At 34.4% G+C, this 22,053-nt stretch carries 18 protein-coding genes and 2 pseudogenes; 15 read left to right on the forward strand and 5 right to left on the reverse strand.

What is annotated here, in order from left to right; translation table 11 throughout:
* Nucleotides 1-8: 8 nt before the first annotated feature.
* From ABWU24_RS06980 to ABWU24_RS07020, 9 genes are all read left to right on the forward strand, one after another.
* Nucleotides 9-1,014 (forward strand): IS630 family transposase gene (locus ABWU24_RS06980; protein ID WP_353274215.1). Its coding sequence is split into 2 segments (ribosomal slippage): nt 9-518 and nt 520-1,014, totalling 1,005 coding nucleotides; the frame shifts between segments, so codons are not numbered across the junction.
* Nucleotides 1,014-1,265 carry a PAAR domain-containing protein gene (locus tag ABWU24_RS06985; protein ID WP_353274688.1) on the forward strand — a complete coding sequence of 84 codons (252 nt, stop codon included), beginning with the start codon at nt 1,014-1,016 and terminating at the stop codon, nt 1,263-1,265. Before ABWU24_RS06980 ends, ABWU24_RS06985 begins: the two co-directional genes overlap by 1 nt.
* Before the next feature lie 2 nt (nt 1,266-1,267).
* A complete protein-coding gene (locus tag ABWU24_RS06990; RefSeq protein WP_353274241.1) occupies nt 1,268-1,603 on the forward strand; it encodes a GPW/gp25 family protein in 336 nt (111 codons plus the stop codon).
* 2 nt (nt 1,604-1,605) lie between these two features.
* On the forward strand, nt 1,606-2,397 hold the full coding sequence (locus tag ABWU24_RS06995; protein ID WP_353274239.1) for a baseplate J/gp47 family protein: 792 nt from the start codon (nt 1,606-1,608) through the stop codon (nt 2,395-2,397).
* Entirely contained in the window at nt 2,397-3,557 is a 1,161-nt protein-coding gene (locus tag ABWU24_RS07000) for a phage tail protein (protein ID WP_353274237.1), read from the forward strand. The genes ABWU24_RS06995 and ABWU24_RS07000 overlap by 1 nt, the downstream gene beginning before the upstream one ends.
* A 167-nt stretch (nt 3,558-3,724) precedes the next feature.
* Nucleotides 3,725-4,444: an ankyrin repeat domain-containing protein gene (locus ABWU24_RS07005; protein WP_353274235.1), complete on the forward strand. Its 720-nt coding sequence runs from the start codon at nt 3,725-3,727 to the stop codon at nt 4,442-4,444.
* A gap of 38 nt (nt 4,445-4,482) precedes the next feature.
* A complete protein-coding gene (locus ABWU24_RS07010) occupies nt 4,483-4,947 on the forward strand; it encodes an ankyrin repeat domain-containing protein (RefSeq protein WP_353274233.1) in 465 nt (154 codons plus the stop codon).
* Nucleotides 4,948-4,951: 4 nt separating this feature from the next.
* The gene (locus tag ABWU24_RS07015) at nt 4,952-5,383 is read left to right on the forward strand and encodes a DUF2924 domain-containing protein (RefSeq protein ID WP_353274231.1); all 432 of its coding nucleotides are present in this window, start codon (nt 4,952-4,954) and stop codon (nt 5,381-5,383) included.
* A 10-nt stretch (nt 5,384-5,393) separates the two neighbouring features.
* Nucleotides 5,394-6,881: a recombinase family protein gene (locus ABWU24_RS07020; protein WP_353274690.1), complete on the forward strand. Its 1,488-nt coding sequence runs from the start codon at nt 5,394-5,396 to the stop codon at nt 6,879-6,881.
* A 209-nt stretch (nt 6,882-7,090) separates the two neighbouring features.
* On the opposite strand, the gene ABWU24_RS07025 is transcribed toward ABWU24_RS07020, so the two are convergent.
* Nucleotides 7,091-8,863: an ankyrin repeat domain-containing protein gene (locus ABWU24_RS07025; protein WP_353274790.1), complete on the reverse strand. Its 1,773-nt coding sequence runs from the start codon at nt 8,861-8,863 to the stop codon at nt 7,091-7,093.
* A 66-nt stretch (nt 8,864-8,929) separates the two neighbouring features.
* Nucleotides 8,930-9,208, reverse strand: a pseudogene (locus ABWU24_RS07030) (DnaJ domain-containing protein); the annotation flags it as partial.
* An 846-nt stretch (nt 9,209-10,054) separates the two neighbouring features.
* Here ABWU24_RS07030 and ABWU24_RS07035 point away from each other — a divergent pair.
* The 5 genes from ABWU24_RS07035 (at nt 10,055) to ABWU24_RS07055 (ending at nt 18,298) form a co-directional block, all read left to right on the forward strand.
* Nucleotides 10,055-11,347, forward strand: a complete 1,293-nt coding sequence (locus tag ABWU24_RS07035; RefSeq protein WP_353274692.1) for a hypothetical protein — start codon at nt 10,055-10,057, stop codon at nt 11,345-11,347.
* Nucleotides 11,348-11,355: 8 nt separating this feature from the next.
* Nucleotides 11,356-12,666, forward strand: coding sequence for a PD-(D/E)XK nuclease domain-containing protein (locus ABWU24_RS07040; protein ID WP_353274694.1), 1,311 nt, complete (start codon nt 11,356-11,358; stop codon nt 12,664-12,666).
* A 90-nt stretch (nt 12,667-12,756) separates the two neighbouring features.
* Complete coding sequence (locus ABWU24_RS07045) at nt 12,757-15,756, forward strand: hypothetical protein (protein ID WP_353274696.1); 3,000 nt, start codon at nt 12,757-12,759, stop codon at nt 15,754-15,756.
* A 47-nt stretch (nt 15,757-15,803) separates the two neighbouring features.
* A protein-coding gene (locus ABWU24_RS07050) for an IS5 family transposase (protein ID WP_353274345.1) occupies nt 15,804-16,596 on the forward strand; the annotation gives its coding sequence in 2 pieces (ribosomal slippage) (nt 15,804-16,067 and nt 16,069-16,596; 792 coding nt in all).
* Nucleotides 16,597-16,912: 316 nt separating this feature from the next.
* Entirely contained in the window at nt 16,913-18,298 is a 1,386-nt protein-coding gene (locus ABWU24_RS07055) for an ankyrin repeat domain-containing protein (RefSeq protein WP_353274698.1), read from the forward strand.
* Here ABWU24_RS07055 and ABWU24_RS07060 read toward each other — a convergent pair.
* Nucleotides 18,243-19,035, reverse strand: a protein-coding gene (locus tag ABWU24_RS07060) for an IS5 family transposase (protein WP_341815401.1) whose coding sequence is annotated in 2 segments (ribosomal slippage) — nt 18,243-18,770 and nt 18,772-19,035 — 792 coding nt in all. Because the reading frame shifts where the segments join, the coding sequence is not laid out codon by codon here. The two genes, ABWU24_RS07055 and ABWU24_RS07060, sit on opposite strands and share 56 nt — an antisense overlap.
* 41 nt (nt 19,036-19,076) lie before the next feature.
* Here ABWU24_RS07060 and ABWU24_RS07065 point away from each other — a divergent pair.
* On the forward strand, nt 19,077-20,510 hold the full coding sequence (locus ABWU24_RS07065; protein WP_353274700.1) for an ankyrin repeat domain-containing protein: 1,434 nt from the start codon (nt 19,077-19,079) through the stop codon (nt 20,508-20,510).
* On the opposite strand, the pseudogene ABWU24_RS07070 reads toward ABWU24_RS07065, so the two are convergent.
* Together ABWU24_RS07070 and ABWU24_RS07075 are read right to left on the reverse strand one after the other, a co-directional pair.
* Nucleotides 20,499-21,295, reverse strand: a pseudogene (locus ABWU24_RS07070) (Rpn family recombination-promoting nuclease/putative transposase). The gene ABWU24_RS07065 and the pseudogene ABWU24_RS07070 overlap by 12 nt on opposite strands.
* Nucleotides 21,292-22,026: a group II intron maturase-specific domain-containing protein gene (locus tag ABWU24_RS07075; RefSeq protein WP_353274702.1), complete on the reverse strand. Its 735-nt coding sequence runs from the start codon at nt 22,024-22,026 to the stop codon at nt 21,292-21,294. Before ABWU24_RS07075 ends, ABWU24_RS07070 begins: the two are co-directional and overlap by 4 nt.
* Between the last annotated feature and the right edge of the window lie 27 nt (nt 22,027-22,053).

The raw sequence follows: 22,053 nt of genomic DNA on the forward strand, positions 1-22,053 counted from the left end.
AGGTATAAATGGCATTAAGGTCAAAACTATTAGACGAAAAAGTTGTAAATTTGGCGAAAGAAATGTTAAAAAAGGTCAGAAATAACGCATATGTTTCAAAAAAGTTACAAGCGGTGATAGCAGGAAAAGAAAGTAGTATAAGCGCTGTGGCAAGAATATGTAAAATTTCAAGGACTGCTTTGACTGAATGGATAAAGCATCTAAAATTTGGTAGAGTAGAAAGATTATTTTCCCCGTCTCAGCGGCGAAGAAAAAGCAAATTAAACAAAAATCAACGTGAGCAAATTGAAATATGGGTAGAAAGAAATCCAAATATTACTATTAAGGAAGTGCAAATAAAAATCTCAGAGGAATTTGGCCTAAACATTAGCAAATCAACAGTGCACCGTGAGATACAAAGGATGAAGTTTTCTTACATAACACCGAGGCCAATTCACCATAAACAAGATAAAAACAAGCAAGAAGAGTTTAAAAAATACTTCAATAAAATAGTCAATTCCCACCCTGAAAAGGAGGTATTTTTTTGATGAATCACGATTTGGAACTCATTCAAAAATCGGACACGGATGGTTTAAAAAAGGGGTCAGAACACAGGTTAAAATGAAAATTGGTAGACAAAATTTCTATATCTACAGTGCGGTAAATCCAAGAAGTGGTAAGAAAATTAGCCTACTTGCTCCATATGTAAACACTGATTGTATGAATATATTTCTGGAGCAGATGTCGAAAGATTTAGGCACGAAAGAAGCCTTTCTTGTAATGGATTGTGCAAGTTGGCATAGATCAAAAAGTTTGAAAATTCAGGAAAACATTACCATCATATACTTGCCTCCTTATTCACCGGAACTGAATCCTGTTGAAAGGTTGTGGCAATATATCAAATACAATACTTTACGCAATAGTATCTACGATACCATAGGTTTACTTGAAGATGTTTTGTGTAATTTTATTGTCAATATTTCCAGTACTACTATTAAACGAGTTTGTAATGTTTCTTATTTGTTCGGTCAGTAATGGATTTTGGTATGAGGTTAGGAGACTACTGTGGAGAAGCTATACCACATTTCTGCATTAGCGGAAGTAATAATGTTTTTGTAAACGGTAAATCAATATGTAGACAAGGAGACAGTTTTAGTGAAGGAAGAGCATTAACTGAAGGATCAAAAACAGTGTTTGCAAATGGTCTTGGTATAGGAAGAGTAGGAGATATAGTTTCATGTGGTTTTAAAGTAATAAAAGGCAGTGAAAGCGTTTTTGCAAAATAGAAATGAAGGGTATGGATGCTAAAACAGGAAAAGCGTTAGAAGGAATAGAGCACTTAAAGCAATCGATAATTGATATACTGACCACTCCAGTAAACAGTAGAATAATGAGGAAAGATTATGGCTCAAGATTATTTGAATTGGTGGATAAGCCAATAAATAGAGATTTAACACTTGAGATATATGCAGCAACTGCAGAAGCTTTGGAAAAATGGGAGAGAAGGTTTAAATTAGAGAAAGTGAAGATAACAGAAGTAAAAGAAGGGAGAGTAACATTGAATTTAGAAGGTGTCTATCTTTCAGAAGGTAAGTTCATAAATATTAATGGAGTAGTTGTTTAAAAATGCAGCAGCCAAATATTATCGAACCACTGAACTTTGAAGAGATTTTTGCTCGGGTGAAGGAAGAGTTAGTGAAGTGTGATGAAAGTTTTACAGCATTAGTAGAAAGTGACCCAGCGATGAAGGTATTAGAAGTAGCAGCATGGAGGGAATTGTTACTAAGACAAAGAATAAATGAAGCAGTAAAGAGCAATTTACTTAAATTTGCGACAGGAGAAGATCTTGATAATTTAGCTGAGTTTTACGGAGTGGAGAGGCAGAAAGAAGAAGATGACGAACGATTTAGAAAGAGGGTAAAAGCAAAAATAAAAGGCTGGAGCACATGTGGGAGCAAGGAGTATTATAGGTATTATGCACTGTCAGCAGATAGTAGAGTAAAAGATGCATTAGTAGAATCACCTATACCAGGGAAAGTACAGATCTCGATTTTATCAACACAAACTGGCATAGCATTAGAAGAGCTACTTGAAATTGTAAGAAAGCAAGTTACTAGAGATGATATAAGGGTTTTAACCGATACAGTAACAGTAATTGGCTGCAATATTATGGAAATAGATATCCACAGCAGAATCAGCACGAATTATATAATATCAGAGGAAGAAATCAAGAAGCAGTTTATTGAGAAATTTGAATTAGCAAAAAGATTAGGGTGGAGTGTAACAAGATCTTGGATAATAGCGAATCTATTTGTAGATGGTGTAAAAAATGTGGAATTAATAGAGCCAAAAGAGGATGTTGTGGTGCTAGGTAATGAGTGTGCTGCTTTAAGAAACTTAGAGATTGAGTTGAATTAATGTTATTGCCACCAAATGCAACAAAACAGGAAAAAGCGCTAGTAGATGCAACAGATTATAAGGTTGATCTGAGCTGTATCAGAGGATTTAAGTTTAGTCTTAAAGAAGAAACATTGCCGTGGATAATAGAAGAATATGGTTTAGAAGAGATATTGCGCTGGGTAAAAGATAAAAGAAGGGCGATAGTAGAAGGAGTAAAATTTCAAAGACTGAGAGGAACACCTGCATCACTTAAAATAGCACTAAAGTGGGCAAATATAGAAGATATTACAATTATCGAAGAACCACCTGGTAAACACTTCTTTGAATTACAAATAGGAATAAAAGATGTTCCAAATGACTTTTTTGTAGATGCAGTAGTAGAACTTGCAAAACTATCATTACCAGCAAGATCAAGGCTAATGAGGATTTTTAATGACTACTATAACGTTGATAGGTTTATATTAGATGAAAGTATATTCGGCAGCTTATTATCAGACTATTCAGGTAGAAAAGTTGAAAAAGATGGACCAGTGTTATCGTTTGGAAGAATAAATTTTTTCAGTTCTAGAGGTCCGTTAGTAGAGATTGTAGACAACTATTTAAGAGAGCATTATGAACAAACATTTAGTAATGACATATATCGATTAGATGTAGCAGTACTTGGAGAAACAGAGCCTCACACAAGAGATTACAAAGGCATTTATGAAAGAAGTCATCAGTGGTATAACTTAAAAGCCCTGTATCCTCTAACTCAAAGCTTATTACCATCGATTAAATTTGCTAAAGCGCAGATAGTATTATCGGACAGTTGGGATTTAGGAGACATAAATACGTGCTTTCCAGTTAGTAGCGTAGAAGAAAGAGGAAATAAATTTGTATTGGGAAGCGATAAACTTTCAGGGCAGCATTGGAGTTTAAAACACAAGCCAATTTTAGAAAGATTTAGCGTTACTCACAACTATAAAGTAGAAAATTATACAGATCAGAAGGTCAGAAAATATGTTTTAGCAGAACACAACGTTTACTATAAAAATGACTCAGATTCAGAGCAAAAAGACTCAATACACGAATTAGAAAAGCATATTTTGGTATTTTACCCAGGAGTACTGAAGTGGCACGAACATAGACATTTGCACAGAAGTTGGAAAAATAGTCAAGCAATATCTATAATAAGTTAAGTACTTATATTTAGATCCTCATATACTATATTAATAATAGGTAAAAGTGTATGAAATAAAAAGAAAAGGACTTGCTTTCTCATGCTAAAAAGGACATGACTTGAATAGCAGCAGGTAAATATAAGAAATTTGTCTGGCGCTAGAAAAGCTAGTTTTGTGAGGTAAGTATGAAGTTTAGCAAAGAATCTTTTAGTAAGTTTTTTAAAGAAGTATCAAGTAACGATATTAATAAAAGAAATGAAGAAGGAGAGACGATATTGCACCAAGCAGTGGAAATCTCTGATTACAAAACAGTGAGATTATTAATAAAAAAAGGAGCGGAGATCAATGCAAGAGATAAAAATGGTTATACACCACTACACTGTGCAGTATTTGCGAAAAGTTTAGAAAATGTAAAAGTACTGCTAAGGGAAGGAGCGGAGGTAAATGCTACTCAATATATTACTGGATGTACGCCACTCCACTCTGCGTGCAAAATAGGAGGAGCAGGAGTTGAAATAATAAAAGAGCTGGTAAAGGCTGGAGCTGAAGTTAATCAACTAAATAAGTACGGTGCAACACCAATGTATTACATATGGGAAAGTGAAAAGTATAGTCTATGTGATAGCAAAGAGAGTGAAAAGGCAAGTAAATTTTTGAGAGAAAAAGGTGGAATAACAAAAAGTAGAGAACTGACGTGCTATGGAATAGAGGGGCTAGTGGGAGAAATAGCAGACATGTTGAATGGAAGCTACATGCCGGAGCTAAAAATAATAGAGATAGAAGAAATAAGGAAGAGAGACAAATCACTGATAAAGGAAGAATGTAAAAATTTAGCAAGCAAAATAATGAGCCAAGTAAATGAAATGATAGATGAGGCAGAAAATGTAGTAGGAAAGAAGGCTTAAAAAAGGGACTTAATTTTAAAGAAAGGTGGGGGTAAATTATGGTAAAGCTCGGTAAAAAAGAGGAGTCACTATTAGAGAACTCATATAAAAATATTTATGCAAGAGACAAGAATGGAAGAACAGCTCTACATTATGCAGTAGACGCAAAAACAGTGAGGTTATTAGTTGAAAAAGGAGTGAATGTGAATGCAGCAGATATAGGAGGATATACAGCGCTGCACCTAGCGGTAACGGAGAAACGCCTAGAAACCGTGAGAGAACTGATAAAGTCAGGAGGAAATGTAAATGCTGAAGAGTATGGCAGTAAATGCACGCCGCTGCACCTTGCATGTATGATGGGGAAAGTGGAGATAGTAAAAGAGTTAGTGGAAGCAGGAGGAGAAATAGAGCAAGCGGATAAATTGGGAATGACAGCGATGGATTATGCAAAAAACAGTAAAGAAATAGCCGAGATATTAAAGAAAGAAACGGACAGAATTGAAAAGCTATTTATGAAAGGCTAAAAATATGGAGGAAGAAACAGAAAAGAAAGTAATGAATTTAGAGAGAAAATCTTTGGATGAGCTGAGAAAAATATGGAAGAAGTTATTTGGGGAAGAGGCACCTAAACATTCAAAGAAATATCTGATACCGAGATTAGCTTATAGAATCCAGGAAAAAGCATATGGAGAAATGTCAAGAAAGGGGACAAAAAGACTAGAGTATCTGGCAGATCGGCTAGAGAAGGGAAAAAGAATAAGTAGTGATAAACTGCCAGTAGAAGGAACAGAATTAATACTAGAGAGAGGAGAAGAGACGCATGCGGTAATGGTAACAGACAAGGGTTTAATCTACAGAGAAGGATTTTATACGTCATTATCAGCAGTGGCGGGGAAAATAATGGGAATGAGCTACAACGGACCTTTATTATTTGGAATGCGTGATAAAAATGGGAGCTGAAGAGGAGAAAATGCTAAAAGAAGTAAGGTGTGCGATATATACAAGAAAATCAAATGAGGATGGACTAGAACAAAAGTTTAACAGTCTTGATGCGCAACGAGTAGCATGTGAAAAATATATAAAAAGCCGAGAAGGATGGGTAGCATTGGCAAAAAGGTACGATGATGGAGGTTTCTCAGGAAAAAATTTAGAAAGACCAGCGATAAAGGAGTTATTTGAAGACGTGAAAGGAGGAGAAGTAGATTGTGTGGTAGTATATACGCTAGATAGGCTCTCGAGAGAAACAAAAGACAGCATAGAGGTAACATCATTTTTTAGAAGGCACCGAGTAAATTTTGTAGCAGTAACACAGATATTTGACAATAATACGCCAATGGGAAAGTTCGTACAAACAGTGTTATCAGGAGCAGCACAGCTAGAAAGAGAAATGATTGTAGAGAGAGTAAAAAATAAAATAGCAACATCAAAGGAGCAGGGATTGTGGATGGGAGGAACTTTGCCGCTTGGGTATGATGTGAAAGATAAGGAATTAATAATAAATGAGAAAGAAGCGAAAATAGTAGGGCACATATTTGAAAGATATTTGGAGCTGAAGTCAATTGCAGAACTGGCAAGGGAGTTAAATAGAGAAGGTTACAGAACAAAATCAGATATCTTTAAAAAGGCGACGGTGAGAAGAATAATAACAAATCCAATATATATGGGAAAAATACGGCATTATGAGAAAGAGTATGAGGGAAAGCATGAAGCAATAATAAAAGAGGAAAAATGGCAGAAAGCACAAGAATTGATAAAGAATCAGCCATATAGAAAAGCAAAATATGAGGAAGCGCTACTTAGGGGAATAATTAAGTGCAAAAGCTGTGATGTAAACATGACGCTAACGTACTCAAAAAAAGAGAATAAAAGGTATCGATATTATGTGTGCAACAATCATTTAAGGGGAAAGAATTGTGAATCAGTAAATCGAACAATAGTTGCTGGAGAAGTGGAAAAAGAAGTGATGAAGAAAGCTGAACAGATATATGAAAAATGGGGAGAAGAGTGGAAAAATTTAAGTTTCAGAGAACAGAAAGAAGTGGTGAAAAAGTTAATAAAGGGAGTAATGGTGAGAGAGGATGGAATAGAGGTGCATTCTGAATCAGAGGAAAAATTTATACCAACAAAGAAGAAGGGAAATAAATGCACAGTAGTAGAACCGGAAGGTAAAACAAATAATTCGCTACTGAAAGCAGTGGTAAGAGCCCATTCCTGGAAACGGCAGCTAGAGGAAGGAAAATACGAAAGTGTGAAAGAGCTGAGTGCCAAAATTAATATAGGTACAAGACGTATACAACAAATTTTAAGGTTAAATTATTTAGCACCAAAAATTAAAGAAGATATAGTAAGTGGAAGACAGCCAAGAGATTTGAAATTGGTTGATTTGAAAGAAATACCGATGCTATGGAGTGACCAGATGGAGAAGTTTTACAGGTTTAAGCAAGCTGTCTGCCAATAAAAAATAAGATAATTTCTTTAGAAGAATCTATAAATTATTAAATCTTTTGCAATTCTTTAATCTCACTTACGGAAAGATTAGTAAATTTAACACTCCCACTAAATTGGATAAATTGATTGCAAAAATAAGGTTTTTAATAAATTGCTTGTAGAGTTGGCCTTTTAGTTAGCTATGTAATAAAACCAACCCTCCTGCTATTTCTACTTACCTTAAGAGATATCTGCCACTGTTATTTGATTCACTACAGCTTCAGCATTGCTATTCTCAAGTGACTTTGAAGGCTTATTACAATAGTATATGATTGCAGCAACAACTAAGCAACAGGCTCCAACTGCTATTCCTACCGCTAACATTCCTGAGTAAGCTGCAATAGCCACACCTAAAGCAACTCCAGCCACTGCTAGTGTAGAAGCAACTATGATAGAAGTATTACGACACTTAGCATGAAGCTCATTTAGTTTATCTAATGCAGAAGCACCATCCTTGTATTTTAGCTCTCTTAGTATATCTTTATTTTCACATTTGTTAAGCAAATTCCAAACATAACTTAATCTTCGTGCTTGACCATAAAACCCCTTCTCAACATATTCAATCAGGAGATCAAAAGGAGTTTCACCTTTGTCATTTTTAACGTTAAGCTTTGCGCCTTCACTCATTAGTAATTCAACATAACCTTGATAGTTTGATTTATTACTAATCAACAATTTTAAGGTATGATGCAAAATTGTATTTTCACCTTCATCTTGGTAATCAATCCTATTTTTATGCAAAAAGTAACTAAAAATCTTTTTATTGAAATCATATTTAACAATATCTTCTAAAATAGTACTTAGAATCTTTATGTCGTTTTTAATCAAGAAATTTAAGATTTTTTTATTATTAAGTTTAACAGCAAGTCTTGCTAGCTCATTTAATGAAGAAGTACCATTTAGACTTTTTAGTGTACCTTTAATTGTACAATTGCTAAGGATCCTTGAAACATGATGTAATCTTTCCTTTTTAGTATAATGCGCCTTTGTAACATATCCAACCAAGAGATCAAATGGAGTTTTACTTTCTTTATTTTGAATATCAAGTTTCGCACCTTCATTTAGAAGTAATTTTGTAATATTTTGCTCCTTCCATTCATCATCTTCTGAGCCAAAACATTTAAAAGCGTGATGTAAAACTGTATCTCCATTTTCGTCTTGACAATTGACATTCATACCACCTTCAATTAAAGTTTTTAAAACTTCTTCACTACAATGATAAACAGCAAGTTCTGCTAGTGTATTTAATGAAGAAGTACCATTTAGACCTTTCAATATGTCTTTAACTGTACAATTGCTAAGAAGCTCCTGAATATTATTTAATTTCTTTTGTTGATTAATTGGATAGCTAACATATTTAACTAAGAGATCAAATGGGGTTTCACTTTTTTTATTTTGAATATCAAATTTTATACCTTTGCTTAGAAGTAATTTAATAATACCTTTGACTTCTGGTTTATCCAAACACAAAAGTTCTAAAGCGAGATGTAAAACTGTATTTCCATTTTCATCTTGATGATTGATATCTATCTTATCTATGTGTTCATTTACAAGGTAATAAGCAACGTTTATAGAATTATATTCAATAGCTGCATGCAAAACAGTATTTGATAACTTTACTCCTTTTTCCATTAAAAGATTTAAGAATTCCTTTTTATCATACAGAATAATAAGCTCTTCTCGATATTTCGAGTAATTAGAAAAATTTATATCTTCTATCTGAACGGCAAAATCCTTAAGTCTATCTAAAATCAGACTAACACTTAAACTGAAAAAAGTTTTTTTCTGCGCATCTTCTAATTCATCAAGTACACGTTTTAATGATTCTTGTTTCAGTGTACGTCTTGATTTTTCTTGCAGATTCAACTCCTTCGTAATAGAAGTCAATCCTCTGAGATTTCTCATAGTACGTTTGTATTGTGCACTACTAATCTCATCCATTTTTCCAACCATCTCATCAAGCTTCTCTTGGAAACTTGAAGATTTAGATGTTCCTGAACATTGATTACCATTCTTTTCTTCATCATACTTTTCCCTTTTTTCTATATCCGATAATACTGTATGTGCCTCTTGTATTTTTTTGAACTTTTCCTCATTCTCTTGAACTTTTTTTTCAAGTTGAATTAGTCGATTTTCTTCTGCTTGTGAAAGGTTCGTCTTTACTTTTAACATATTGAGATCTTTTTTTTCAGGAAATTTATCTGGATGATACTGCTTTGCTAAATTACGATATGCTTGGGTTATTTCATATTCAGAAGCTTCTTCATCTATTCCTAGTACTTCATAATAATCAGGCATCTATTTCTCCACTACTTTGATACATTTTTCATGACATTACCAATACTACATCTTTATGAAAGCAAGGTACTATTATATGAACATTTTAGCAAATATTGTAATATTTGTCAATTTATTAGTAGATTAAATAAAAATTTATAGAAAATACTAGACTCTGTAGCGCTATAATGAATTTGTTTATTTACTCCTTCGGAAATCGCAAAAAAACTGCCTACCTTTGTGAGAACACGTTGCATAAAAATAAGGTTATAAAAATAGAAGATTTAAATTATTTCAATAAGCTTAGGCAAAACAGTTCGTATGTAGATATTGATGAAATGTGCTAATATGGCTAGTTTTAGCGTATAGCAAAGTCAGAATATAAAAAAGTTCGTATGTATCGTTTGGTAGACCAATTCATCCCAAAACAAACTCTTCTCTCACTAGCTGGTTTTTAGTGATGGAGATGGTTATATTATTTAATTCATTAGCGATATATAATATTAAATTAATAGTAATTCATTTGAGAGTAAAAACTAAGGCGAATTTATAACATGTCCTATTTGTCTTTTCAGTAACGAAGGTTGGTATAATTTTTTTCTTTAATAAATAGAAAATCATGATATATTAAGTATTTTAGTGAGGCAAATAATGAATTACACTTTAACGCCATCGCTTGAGCATATAACTCTAGTTAAGATAGCTATCACATTGTGGAACCAGGACGACATTAGGGCCTTGACCGCAAGGTTCTATTTTTGATCGTTAATTCTCAGTGAAAGACGGAAAGAGTGGCAAGTAGTAGAAGATAAGGTAATAGAAAAAATACCAGAGCTCCTGTTACCAGAACCCCTAAAAAAGAAAGTATTGAACTTTATCAAACCAATAGGCCTGGAGATATTAAAGTGGAGGGAGTATCATGATCAAAACTCCTATCTTGGTATAGATCTGCCAAATGAGCTTTGTTGGACACCACAAGGGACAGTAGATAAAAAGGAAACAGCAGTGGTGTTAATTAAAGATGAGAATTTAGATATTACCAGACGCTATAGACTGGCATGTATTTACTGTTTAGAGGATGATATTCGGGAACTATGGAGCAAGATGCCTGAAAATCGCAGAAAGTCTTTTTATAGCGAAGAAGATCCAAGAAAAGTTAGGCAGCAGGAATTAGTGGTTCTTTGGACATATTATACAAAAGGAGAAGTGAATAAGCTGGATAATATGATTGAAAGAAGATGGCAAAGTAAGTGTTCTCCTTATCAATATGCATTTGAATATGCAGCAGTTGGTGGTAATAAAGCGGCAACTGAGTATTTTTTGCAAAAACTAACTTCCAAGGAAAAAGAAGAGTCGTTAGTAAGATCTGCAGGATATGTAGCAGATAGACGTTGTGACTCTGCTCGCAATCGTACTGACCTTCCTAAAGAACACTATGCTGATGTTTTATGTTTTTTACTCTCACAAATGAATGAAGAGCAACAAACAGAAGTATTTAAAAGCTACCCTTATGAAGTGTTAAAATGCTTGTTAGATTGGCCTTGGCAAAGTTTCTTTATGAAAACGGTGAGTCGTATGTGGGATTTTCTTTCTGGAAAGGATTGTAATTATTTTTTGAGGGAAATGGTCGATAAAGTGATAGAGGGCCACAAAGATTATGACTATCAAAAGCTTTTTGGGAAATTTTGGCAGCAAAGCCCAGATGCTCATAAAAGGTATGTTATAGATGAATGTTCTAGTGGGTCTCTATTGTCAAAGTTACTTAAGATTGAAGATAAAGAGAATGTTAAGCTAATTTTAAAAGATGCAACTCTTATTGAAAAAGAAAAAATCATTTTTTACCGTGAAGGTAAGGATATCTGTGAGAGTTTAATTTATAACAATAAATGGGATTTACTAAAATTCTTTATTCAGGAGTGTATATTGTCCAAAGAAGTAATAATTAAGTTTAAAGAAAAGTTCAAGGAACGTATCATATGCCGTCGCTCGGAAGAAAAGTTAGAGAAAGAAAAGGATATGTGGAATAAGGCTTTTCAGTTGCTGGATGACCTTATTCACAAAGGTAACAAAAAGAGAAGTATGGAAGAAAGTGATAGTAGTCCAGCTAAAAGGCTTCATAGTATAGAATTTAAAGAAGTAGCACATAGTATGAAAAAATAGGTGGAAAAGTGCCAAAAGCAACAGCTAAAACAAAACACATTAAACATAAGCCTGAATTAATAGAATTGTTACTTACAGAACCAATTAACTTAGGTAACGATAAAGGTAATCCAATTCTTGCGGTGGATAAAGAAAAGCCCGTAGGGTTTGCTGAAAAGTTTAGTTTATTTTTTAGTGAGACTCCAGATATTGGCTCGACGTCTGATCCAGAGTTTTTTATTCATGGTATTTTAGGTTCAGTTTTAATACTTCCTGAAAGTGGGCTAGTAGAAAAGCTTGGTATCGATAAGGTATATGTTAAGCATACTGAGGTTGGTGTACAAGATAGTAGAAAAAAAGGTAAAGCTAATGTTGTAAAGCTATGTTTTTCTCTTAAAAAAGATGGAAAGAAACAAGTAGCCCTTAGAGTTTTTACGAATGATGGAATTACAGGTGGTAGAAATCCAGAAGATAAGTATCGTTATAGTGACGATGAACTTAAGGAAATAGCGGGAAAATTGGGTATTTCTGATATAGATAACGTAGATGAACATGTGTTCCGTATTTGTACTGAAGGAGAACCAGGCAATAAATCATTCAGACTACATACATGGCAGATAGGTAGAGTAAAAGAAAAATTTAAGATAGCAGCATCTTCTCAATCTCAGGTTAATAACGAATTTAAAGAGATTAGTGTAGCTCAGTCTATAAACTTAGAAGATTCATTTAAAGAGCTTTCTAATGGAGATATAAAGGAAGTAATAGGTAGTACGGAAAAAATTTTCAAAGAATTTGCTAGCGTATATCGAGATAATCAAGAAAAATTTTCGCTAAGCAATTCAGAAGCAGCGTATCATGGGTTTCACTATGGAGCTTTAGCATTAAACTTTAAATATCGCTATGATCTTAACTGTTACGCTGAACGTACCGCAGGTAATGGACGTGCAGATCTGATATTTATGTCACGTACGAGAAAAGGTACAAATGACAGGATGAACCCAAAACCTATTCCAGTAGTTGTTGAGTTTAAAGGAGAAGGTCATACTGCTGATGAAGCCATAGCACAGATCAAGAACAAAGGCTACCTATATAACCTAAGCGTTAGAACTAAAGCAGAAGAGGCGGTTATATTAGGGATGAGTTGTGCTGAAGTAAAGACAGAACAAGCTAAGATTTTTCAATCGCAAGGCTTCCTGCAGCGATTATTAGAAGAGATGAAAAGGTTCAATCAGAATCGTATAAGTGAAATTAAAAATGTTTTAAAGGGTGAATTGAAGAATTTATATCATTCAATTCAGAGCCATAATCGCCATTATTTGAGTAAATTAGTATTTGGGTAGGTTTTAGCTGTAGACGATGATGAATTAGATAAATATATTTTTACTTATACGAATCAAGATGAAAGTATAGGAAGAGAGGCTACCACACTTGTGCTATCAAACCAGGCCAAGAGTGAGGCAGTAATATTAAATATTATAGAACGTAGTGGTGAGCAGAGAGCACTTAGGGGGAAAAAGGAATCTGATAGTAAAAGGATTCCCCCAATTGATGGGCTGAGAATCAATTCTGCAGTTAAAATTGATGTAACAATAAACACGGGAGTACAGCATAAACCAGATGGATTTGAAGTAGAAGGGGGAGAAGATAAATCTTATTATCAGGGTATAAATATAGAAAAAGTCTCTGGTAGTTCTCAAGGTAAGTTTCAGGGTCAATTCGAAAAGATAGAGAATGTTAAGGTTGGTAATTTAGTTAAAGGTCTACGGAAAAGTATTGACATAGAAAGAACAAGTGGTGACAAAAAAAGAAGTGATAGGAAACTAGGAGAATCATTGTCTCCTTTAGCGGAAGTCTTGTTTCCTTTCAAGGGATTAATCAAAAAAGAAATAGACTTTCAAGCAATAATACAAGGCTTATTTATAAATGAAGAAACTGAAGATGGTAAAGAGATTAGAGTGTATATGGAATCTAATGCATCTCCACAAGGGAGGATAGACCTAGCGTTATCTTTTACACAACTATCAGAAAATGATGACTCTTTCATAGAAGATGATCCAATTATCATAGAGTTAAAACTTGCTAATAGTGATAACGATGCAAATAGTAAACTAAAGCAAGCAAAAGAACAGCTGAGTGAGAAATATAAAATTCTCAGGTCCTTCACTGATAAAAAGACAGCTAAGCATGTAGCTATGGTTTTCAATATTGGAGCCAGAGACAAGAATAATGTAATCAAGGTAAGCGCGCAGGATGTTAAAGTTGACCATACTTCCAGTAGCTCTCCTGAAAAGAAAAGACCAGGATCTCCACTTGCTGGATGCCCCAAGAGAAGGAGAGTGAGAAATGTGGATGTATTATGCATAGACTCGAATGATGAAGAGAGCATTGAAGAGAAAGAGAGAAAAGAAGAGTTTATGAAAGAACTATTCAATACTGATAAGATGAGGGAAAGAGCAAAAAGCATTGAGTTTTATGATCAACTTTTTAAGGTATCTGATCAGATGTTCAAAGAAGGAACTATAGATCCAAGTATCAAAGAAGCTCTTATAGTAAAGCTCAAAAATATAGATCTAAATTCAATAGATCCAGAGATTAGAGATATTGTGAAGGAAATGAAGAACAATGTAGAAAATAAAGAAGAAATAGAAAATATCCTGAGAAGATATGGAGTAGCAGAAAAAATAGGAAAAGTAGCAGAAGGTGCAGGTTTTGCCTTTACAATGTTTTTAGTTGGTAAACATATAGTAAATGGAGACATAGAAGGATTAGGCTATGATGCATTAAATCTCTGGGTAATGCCAAAGATTGGCGAAAAAATCTCTGGAAAGATATTAGAGTTAGGAACAAAGCTTGATTCTCAGATGCTAAAGGGGTTTGCGCCAGTTATGGGACGTGCTATAGGTAATTTTGCAGCATTTTTAGGGTTAGCGGAGTCAATAAAGGCTCATCAGAGTGCAACAGATCCAGTAGATATAAAGATTGCTGACCTAAACATTGCAACTAATTCCATTTTTATAGCTGCAGATGTACCTGCGGTTGTTACTGAGACAATGTCAGCTATAGGTATGGAAGCTGGAATAATAGGAGAATTTGCTGGTCCAGTTGGTGCCGCTGTTTCAGTTGCTGTAATCATTATAGCACAGTTTGTAGAAGCAGGACTTGAAGTAGAAAAATTAACAGAACAAATGAATCTTACAGATCAGGAGAGACATGATCTTTATTGGGATTTCTTTCTTGGTAAAAAAGTACCAGATTATATAAAAGATGACATAGAAGCAGAAAGTATATATAAACAATATGTATCAAAGCTTATAAGCCAATATAAAAATAATTATGATAAAATAGTTATGTCATTGCCTTATATATTGGCTACAAAGGAGGAGCGTGGTGATGCGGAAATACGACTCTTCAGAGTTTACTGTCGTACTAACACAAAAATAGTTGATACTAAGTTTGGTTTTGGATTCAATACAAATGTTACACATCCATTTCATATCAGTGATATTAATTCTAGGGTGGTTCCTACAAACATTGAGAGTTATAGTGTCGTTTGCGGACCACGTGATAGTGATGTTAAAGTACAAGTTGATAATCCTTCATGTACTGACTGTGTTGTAAATGGAATTGGTTCAGGATGTGATAGTTTATATGATCATAGCAACGTATTATTGAATAGAACATTTGAAAAGTGGTTTTTACAAGAGTATCCTAGCGACTGTTATAATGCGGTTATATATAGAAATACAAATTCCCGTGGGTATGGGAGCATGTATCATATACTATCTCAAGATGCTAATATTAATGTTGTTTTTCAAGAAAAGGATATTTTAAATGGTGATCGAGATAGGAGAGATAAGATAGAAAATAGGTACTATTTTGAAAAGTCGCTGGATAGCTGTAAGGTACATAATCCAGGTAGAAATTTCTTTTACATAGCAGGAAAGTTTTCTTGTGATTTAGGGGCAGATGGGCAAAAGAACATAGTCATAACACAAGGTAATCTTACTACAGATTCAATAAACATACATTCTATTGTTGGCAGCAACAAAGCTAATCATATAAAAGTTTCTTATGCAGATTATACAGACGGTAAAGGTGGCAATGATGTAATAACAGCAAAGAACTTTACTACAATAAAGGGTTATTTTGGTGATTCTATTTATGGAAAGGGTTTAGTATTATTACCAATAAATCTTAGTGATATAGGTAATATCACTCATACTAATAATATAACAACCATCTATAATAAAAGTGGAGCTTTTATAAGTATAGATAAACAGATATTGGTAAAAACAGCAGATGGTTCGTTTGTAACTCCGACAAAAGTAGACAATAAAACTGGTGTAGTAACAAACTTACATGTAACAAAAAGCGTAGGTAATGACGTTGTGTTAGATGATGAATTGGATAATTTAAGAGCCTGTACGTGATCTCAAAAAAGGGATAGAATGAGAGGATAAAGTATATAAAGTAGGATATGCGAAGTTTATATCCAAGTGATATAAGTCGAGAAAAGTTTGAGATTATTGTAGCAGATCTGGAGTCTTGCAGGAAGAGGACAAAGCCAAGAACACTTGATTTATATCATGTATTTTGTGGAGTGTTATACGTCTTAAAAAGTGGCTGCCAGTGGAGAATGTTACCAAAAGAGTTTCCAAAATGGCGGAATTGTTACGACTATTTTAAGAAGTGGAGTGAAAAAGCAGATGCAAATAAAGAAAGTGTTCTGGAGCTGGTATTAAAAAAAAATAGTTGGCGTGGTCCGACAAAACAATGGTCGGAAAGAAAAAACCAGCTTCTGCATAATTGATGCACAAAGCGTAAAAAATGCAGATACTGCTGAAGAAAAAGGCTATGATGCAGGCAAAAAGGTTTCAGGAATAAAACGCCATATTGCGGTAGATACACAAGGTTTACCCCACGCAATTTATATAACAACGGCAGAAATAACTGATCGTAGTAGCGCTGTGAGAATGATTAAAAATGCTAAAGAAAACCTATCTGAAGTTAAAAATATACTAGTTGATGCTGGCTACACAGGAGAAAATTTTGCAACACAAATAAAAGCAACTATTGGCGCTACCGTTGAAGTAATAAAGCGAAACGAATTACACACCTTTGTCGTATTGCCGAAAAGATGGGTTGTTGAGAGATCTTTTGCTTGGTTGCAAAAATGTAGGCGATTGTGGAAAAATTGCGAGCGGAAACTCAACACTAGCCTGCAAATGGTCGTTCTTGCTTTCGCTGCTTTGCTTCTGAAAAGATTATGAACAGGCTCTAAGAAAAATAGACAATTCAAACTTTAGTATTACAAAGCAATTATCAAGCGCCAATTATCATAGCACTATAGGTGGCTCTAGCAATCATATTTTTTATCCTGATAAAGAGCATCATAATTTTTACTGGGAAGCTCCAAGTAATATAAGTCATCTTTATCTCTTCGATAACAGAAACGCTAATATTACGATTGCTCAAGCAAATGGTATACTAGATTTTAGCCAATTAAATTGTACATTAAGCGATATACAATTTATAGGAAATGATAAAGGAGAAATAAAGGTTAACAAAAATGATTTACATGTAACTTTGCTACCAGATTATAAAGATGTTACAGTTACATTTGACGGAAAAGAATATTACAAATTTCAAAATGGGGAACTAGAGCGTGATTATTGTTCTCATAGCTTTAAAGTAGATGGAAGATTCAGTGTTAATGGTACTGACCTGTTAAATCATCATAATTGTTTCACGTTTGATTCAGATAAAGTGCTTTTTTTGAAGCTAAATAATGATTTGCTATTGTTATCAGATAGAGGGGCATTATCAATATCGAATTATTATTCTTTTGTTCATAAAAATTGGGATTTATCCATAAGGCTAAATAATAGAATTGTGGAACCAGGAGAATTTGGAGAAAGAGCTGATAAATTTAGTTCTTTCAGATATTATAAACCAGATGAGCAAGGGTTACAGATTTATCATAACCAACCTGTTAACAAAAATGATATTGGTTTAGTTGATTTAAAAGATAAGTCTATATTAAATTTCGATATGAAAGTTATGAATGATATCTTATTGCTATCACATAAAAATAACACTCTTGTAAAAGTAGAAAATTGGAATACTTATCAGCCAGCAAAAGAAATAATGTTTGCTTTTAATGATGCAGTGGTTTCTAACTCAAAATGTATAACTTCTATTTGTAATCCAGAAGATGTTATAGTGGAGTTTAATAAGGAAAAAGTAATTTTATTAAAAAAACTGGTGCTCAATGTTATAGCGAAAGATAATTTTAATAAAGCTAAACATTTAATTAAAAGTACTAATTTTGAAGGTGGGGATGAATTAAGGTATTTATACTTAACTATCATTGCTATTCAAATGGGTAGACTGCACTCAGTCATAACTCTTTTTAATAGAGGGTATTTTAGCATCAGAGATAAAGACATTCATGTTCTGCGCTGGGCTATTCAGGAGGGTAAATTAGACATAGCTAAGTTTCTTATTGATCAAGGCGCTGATATTGAGTCTCGAAACGCATACAATGAAAGACCCTTGCATCTTGCTGTTAAAGCAGGCAGTTTGGATATAATAAAGCTTCTTTTTAATAAAGGTGCTAATGTCAACGCTACAGATATGTATGGCCAAACGCCTTTAAGCTTGGCTATTCGAAGGAATTGTAGAGACATAGTAGAGTTTTTAAGACAAGCACAATTGGATTTAGATAGAGAATTGTCAAATGCGACACAAGATAGCTGTTCTGGTAAAATTAAAAGTCTTGTAAGTCGAGGTGCTAATATTAACATCAGAAATAATGATCGTAATACTCCTCTGCACCTAGCAGCTAAAAAGGGTTACTTGTGTATGGTAAAAGAGCTCATAGAGAACGGTGCTAGAGTTGATGTTAAGAGCCTGTTCATAATCTTTTCAGAAGCAAAGCAGCGAAAGCAAGAACGACCATTTGCAGGCTAGTGTTGAGTTTCCGCTCGCAATTTTTCCACAATCGCCTACATTTTTGCAACCAAGCAAAAGATCTCTCAACAACCCATCTTTTCGGCAATACGACAAAGGTGTGTAATTCGTTTCGCTTTATTACTTCAACGGTAGCGCCAATAGTTGCTTTTATTTGTGTTGCAAAATTTTCTCCTGTGTAGCCAGCATCAACTAGTATATTTTTAACTTCAGATAGGTTTTCTTTAGCATTTTTAACCATTCTCACAGCGCTACTACGATCAGTTATTTCTGCCGTTGTTATATAAATTGCGTGGGGTAAACCTTGTGTATCTACCGCAATATGGCGTTTTATTCCTGAAACCTTTTTGCCTGCATCATAGCCTTTTTCTTCAGCAGTATCTGCATTTTTTACGCTTTGTGCATCAATTATGCAGAAGCTGGTTTTTTCTTTCCGACCATTGTTTTGTCGGACCACGCCAACTATTTTTTTTTAATACCAGCTCCAGAACACTTTCTTTATTTGCATCTGCTTTTTCACTCCACTTCTTAAAATAGTCGTAACAATTCCGCCATTTTGGAAACTCTTTTGGTAACATTCTCCACTGGCAGCCACTTTTTAAGACGTATAACACTCCACAAAATACATGATATAAATCAAGTGTTCTTGGCTTTGTCCTCTTCCTGCAAGACTCCAGATCTGCTACAATAATCTCAAACTTTTCTCGACTTATATCACTTGGATATAAACTTCGCATATCCTACTTTATATACTTTATCCTCTCATTCTATCCCTTTTTTGAGATCACGTACAGGCTCTAAGAACCGCTTTGATGAAACTCCTCTACACTGCGCTGCTGGAGAAGGTTTTTCAGATGTAGTAAAAGAGCTCATAAGGAGAGGGGCTAATATTGCTGCCCGAGATGGCAATTTTTATCGTACTCCTCTGCATTTGGCTGCTAAGGGAGGTTACTTAGGCGTGGTAAAAGAACTAGTGAAGGTGGATATTAATGCTAGGGATAAAAATGGTGATACTCCTCTGCATTTGGCTGCTAAAGAAGGTCGCTTAGATGTAGTAGGGAAGCTCATAGAGAACAATGCTGATATTAATATTCGGAATTACTATGGTAGCACCCCTCTATATAAGGCTGCTGAGGAAGGCTACTTGAGTACAGTAAAAAAGTTCATGGAGAATGGAGCACACATTAGTATTAAGAATAGATATGGCAGAACACCACTAGGTATTGCTAGAGATAAAGGACATGATAGTGTTGTGCAATATTTAGAAGGGATCGAAAGAGAAAGAGGAAAACCTGTACAACGTAAACGCCGTCATCATCATGGGGATCACGATCGTCATCATAGTCACTTATCACATAAACCTCTTGCTATAGATTTAAGTAATCAACCTGAGATAGTAGCTAGGCAAGATGTGTCAAAGAATTCATTGCAGGGTGATGATACAGGCTATAACAAAATAGGAGCTACAAGCGGAGCAAGTAAGCCGTCTTCATGGATAGATGCTGTTAAAGGTGTTTTTCAGTTTATCTCTTCCCCTTTAAGGGCTGCGTTGCCTTCATTTTCAGAAAATAGCTCTAGCCGTTCTGGTACAGCAGGAAGTAGCTCCAATCATTCTGATACAGTAAGAAACCCAAATATCCAATATACTAGCCAATTTAGTCGTGAAGTTTGTGCGAGTAATAATGCTAGCTTGATGTTTTTCTTGTTACAAGCTTTTCTAGATAAAAAGTGTCCTCTTCCTAAGTTTTCTGATGTTAATCCTGTAAAGGCTCTTTTTTACACATCGGATATTATAAAGTCGTTCAAGGAAGTATTAGAGAAGCAAGCTGAATCGAAAGGTGGTATAAAAATGCACCGCTTAGATATTAATTTTGAGAAATTATTTGAGAAGATTAATGAAAAAATTAGGAGTGGTGAATTTAATGAAATTTCAGGGATTTTAAAATCATACGCAGAGGAAGCATTGCCTGGTAGAGAACCCGGAGATCCCGGTAGATTAAGTCCGAAAAAGTTTGATAAGTTTATGGCTGAATTTAATAGAAGAATAGACCCAGTAATAAATCAATTAATGCAACAAATGTTAAGCAGATTAGAAGTGAGTGACGTAAAAGAACAACAAATAAGCTTGGAGCCTAAAAGTTATCTAAATAATACTTCTGTTCAATGTCATTTAACTCAAGCTAGAGGTCAAGGTAAAGTATTAATTCCTTAATTTTTGAATTTCATCTATCGAAAAGCCGGTAATTTGAGCGATAACATCAATAGAGACACCGGCCTTAAGTGAGTTCTTTGCCACTTCGATTTTCTCTGCTTTTCTGCCTTTTTCATGTCCGATTTGGATGCCTTCTTCTTTACCTTCTTCTCTACCTTTTTCAGTAGCATCATCAAGTTTTTGAGCGAGGACAGCCTGTTCATCAAGAATACGTTTTATTTCCTGTTCATAGGCAATAAATTCTTTTTCTGACCAGTTGAATCTATTTAGCTCTTCATAGGCCTTTTTAATTATTACATCACTACCTATTATTTTTTCCAGCTCTTCTTCACTAGTCTCATCTGCATATCGAAAAAAATAAACCCATTTTTCAACTATATTTTCCAACTGATCTTCCTTATTCTTTGGAAATTTTGGCAACTCAATAAATATAAAATAGAAATCTTTTAGATCATGATCATTAGTGTCTTCATCTCGAATAGTATGCTTTGATTTGTACTCAGATTTATTAGGAAACAGTACACAATCTGCTATAGCAATGAAGATAATTTCCTTAAGGTTAATGATACTGGTCACCTTTATCAGCTTGCCTTGAGTAAGCTTTAGCAGCATAGTATTGGGCACGTTTTTCAAAGCCTTGTATCTTTGGTCTTAGTGAATTGGTCAGGTAAGGAAGCAATATTACTACTACTCCCTCCCTTAGAAACGCAGCATGCAGGTTTCCCCACACTACGCTTGAGTCCCTTATCTAAGTTCTTCTTTTCTCGAACCGGCTTGTCTTTCATAAATCCTCAGAATACATCAACTTTAGTGGTGACACTAACAGTAGAGAACCTTCTCTTGAAAAGGAGCTTGCTAACATTCTTGTTCGTTTCACTCTCTCATCAAAATACTTTTTCCATTTTAAGTCAAGGGGATTTGCATCCGCTCTGATTTTAACATGTCGTCTGATAGGTATATCAATCAGCTTAAGCAGTCTTAAATACCGTATCTCTTTTGGTTTGTTCTTGCATAGGGGTGCAGCAAAAACCCATTGGCGTTGACCCATTACTTTGAAGTAACGATTCTTTATCCAACGTAATCCTTTACGAGGATGTCTTTTCTTTGCCCATTTCCATAAACTATGCCAAATTTCATTGTCGATCTTTCTAAACGCTTTTTTAGCACACACATGGTGATAGTAATTTCCCCATCCTCTCAGTAGAGAATTGAGTGACTTAATTACTATAGCCTGAGTGTTCGCTATATTTGCTTTTATCAATGTACGTGCTTTATTCAGAAGTCTTTTAATACTTTCTTTCGAAGGTTTAATAATTAACTTCTTATTATATCTACGTACATTACAACCAAGAAAGTCAAACCCTGTTGTGATAGATGTAATCTTTGTCTTCTCTTCTGACAGAATTAAACCTCGCTCATGAAGAAAAGATGATACTAAAGGCTTAACTTCCTTTTCCAGTACTTCATGTGTGAAACCTGAAATAATAAGGAGAGTAGACCGGCGGAACTTCCCCACCAGTCTCTCGCAGAACTGTACGGAAAG

Source organism: Wolbachia endosymbiont (group B) of Hofmannophila pseudospretella, assembly GCF_964028515.1.
GTDB lineage: Bacteria > Pseudomonadota > Alphaproteobacteria > Rickettsiales > Anaplasmataceae > Wolbachia.

Excerpts from the sequence above, each read along its gene's own strand:
- ABWU24_RS06990 (WP_353274241.1), top strand. The coding sequence starts at position 1,268 with ATGAAGGGTATGGATGCTAAAACAGGAAAAGCGTTAGAAGGAATAGAG.
- ABWU24_RS07005 (WP_353274235.1), top strand. The coding sequence starts at position 3,725 with ATGAAGTTTAGCAAAGAATCTTTTAGTAAGTTTTTTAAAGAAGTATCA.
- ABWU24_RS06985 (WP_353274688.1), top strand. The coding sequence starts at position 1,014 with ATGGATTTTGGTATGAGGTTAGGAGACTACTGTGGAGAAGCTATACCA.
- ABWU24_RS07020 (WP_353274690.1), top strand. The coding sequence starts at position 5,394 with ATGCTAAAAGAAGTAAGGTGTGCGATATATACAAGAAAATCAAATGAG.
- ABWU24_RS07015 (WP_353274231.1), top strand. The coding sequence starts at position 4,952 with ATGGAGGAAGAAACAGAAAAGAAAGTAATGAATTTAGAGAGAAAATCT.
- ABWU24_RS07025 (WP_353274790.1), bottom strand. The coding sequence starts at position 8,863 with ATGGTTGGAAAAATGGATGAGATTAGTAGTGCACAATACAAACGTACT.
- ABWU24_RS07000 (WP_353274237.1), top strand. The coding sequence starts at position 2,397 with ATGTTATTGCCACCAAATGCAACAAAACAGGAAAAAGCGCTAGTAGAT.
- ABWU24_RS06995 (WP_353274239.1), top strand. The coding sequence starts at position 1,606 with ATGCAGCAGCCAAATATTATCGAACCACTGAACTTTGAAGAGATTTTT.
- ABWU24_RS07010 (WP_353274233.1), top strand. The coding sequence starts at position 4,483 with ATGGTAAAGCTCGGTAAAAAAGAGGAGTCACTATTAGAGAACTCATAT.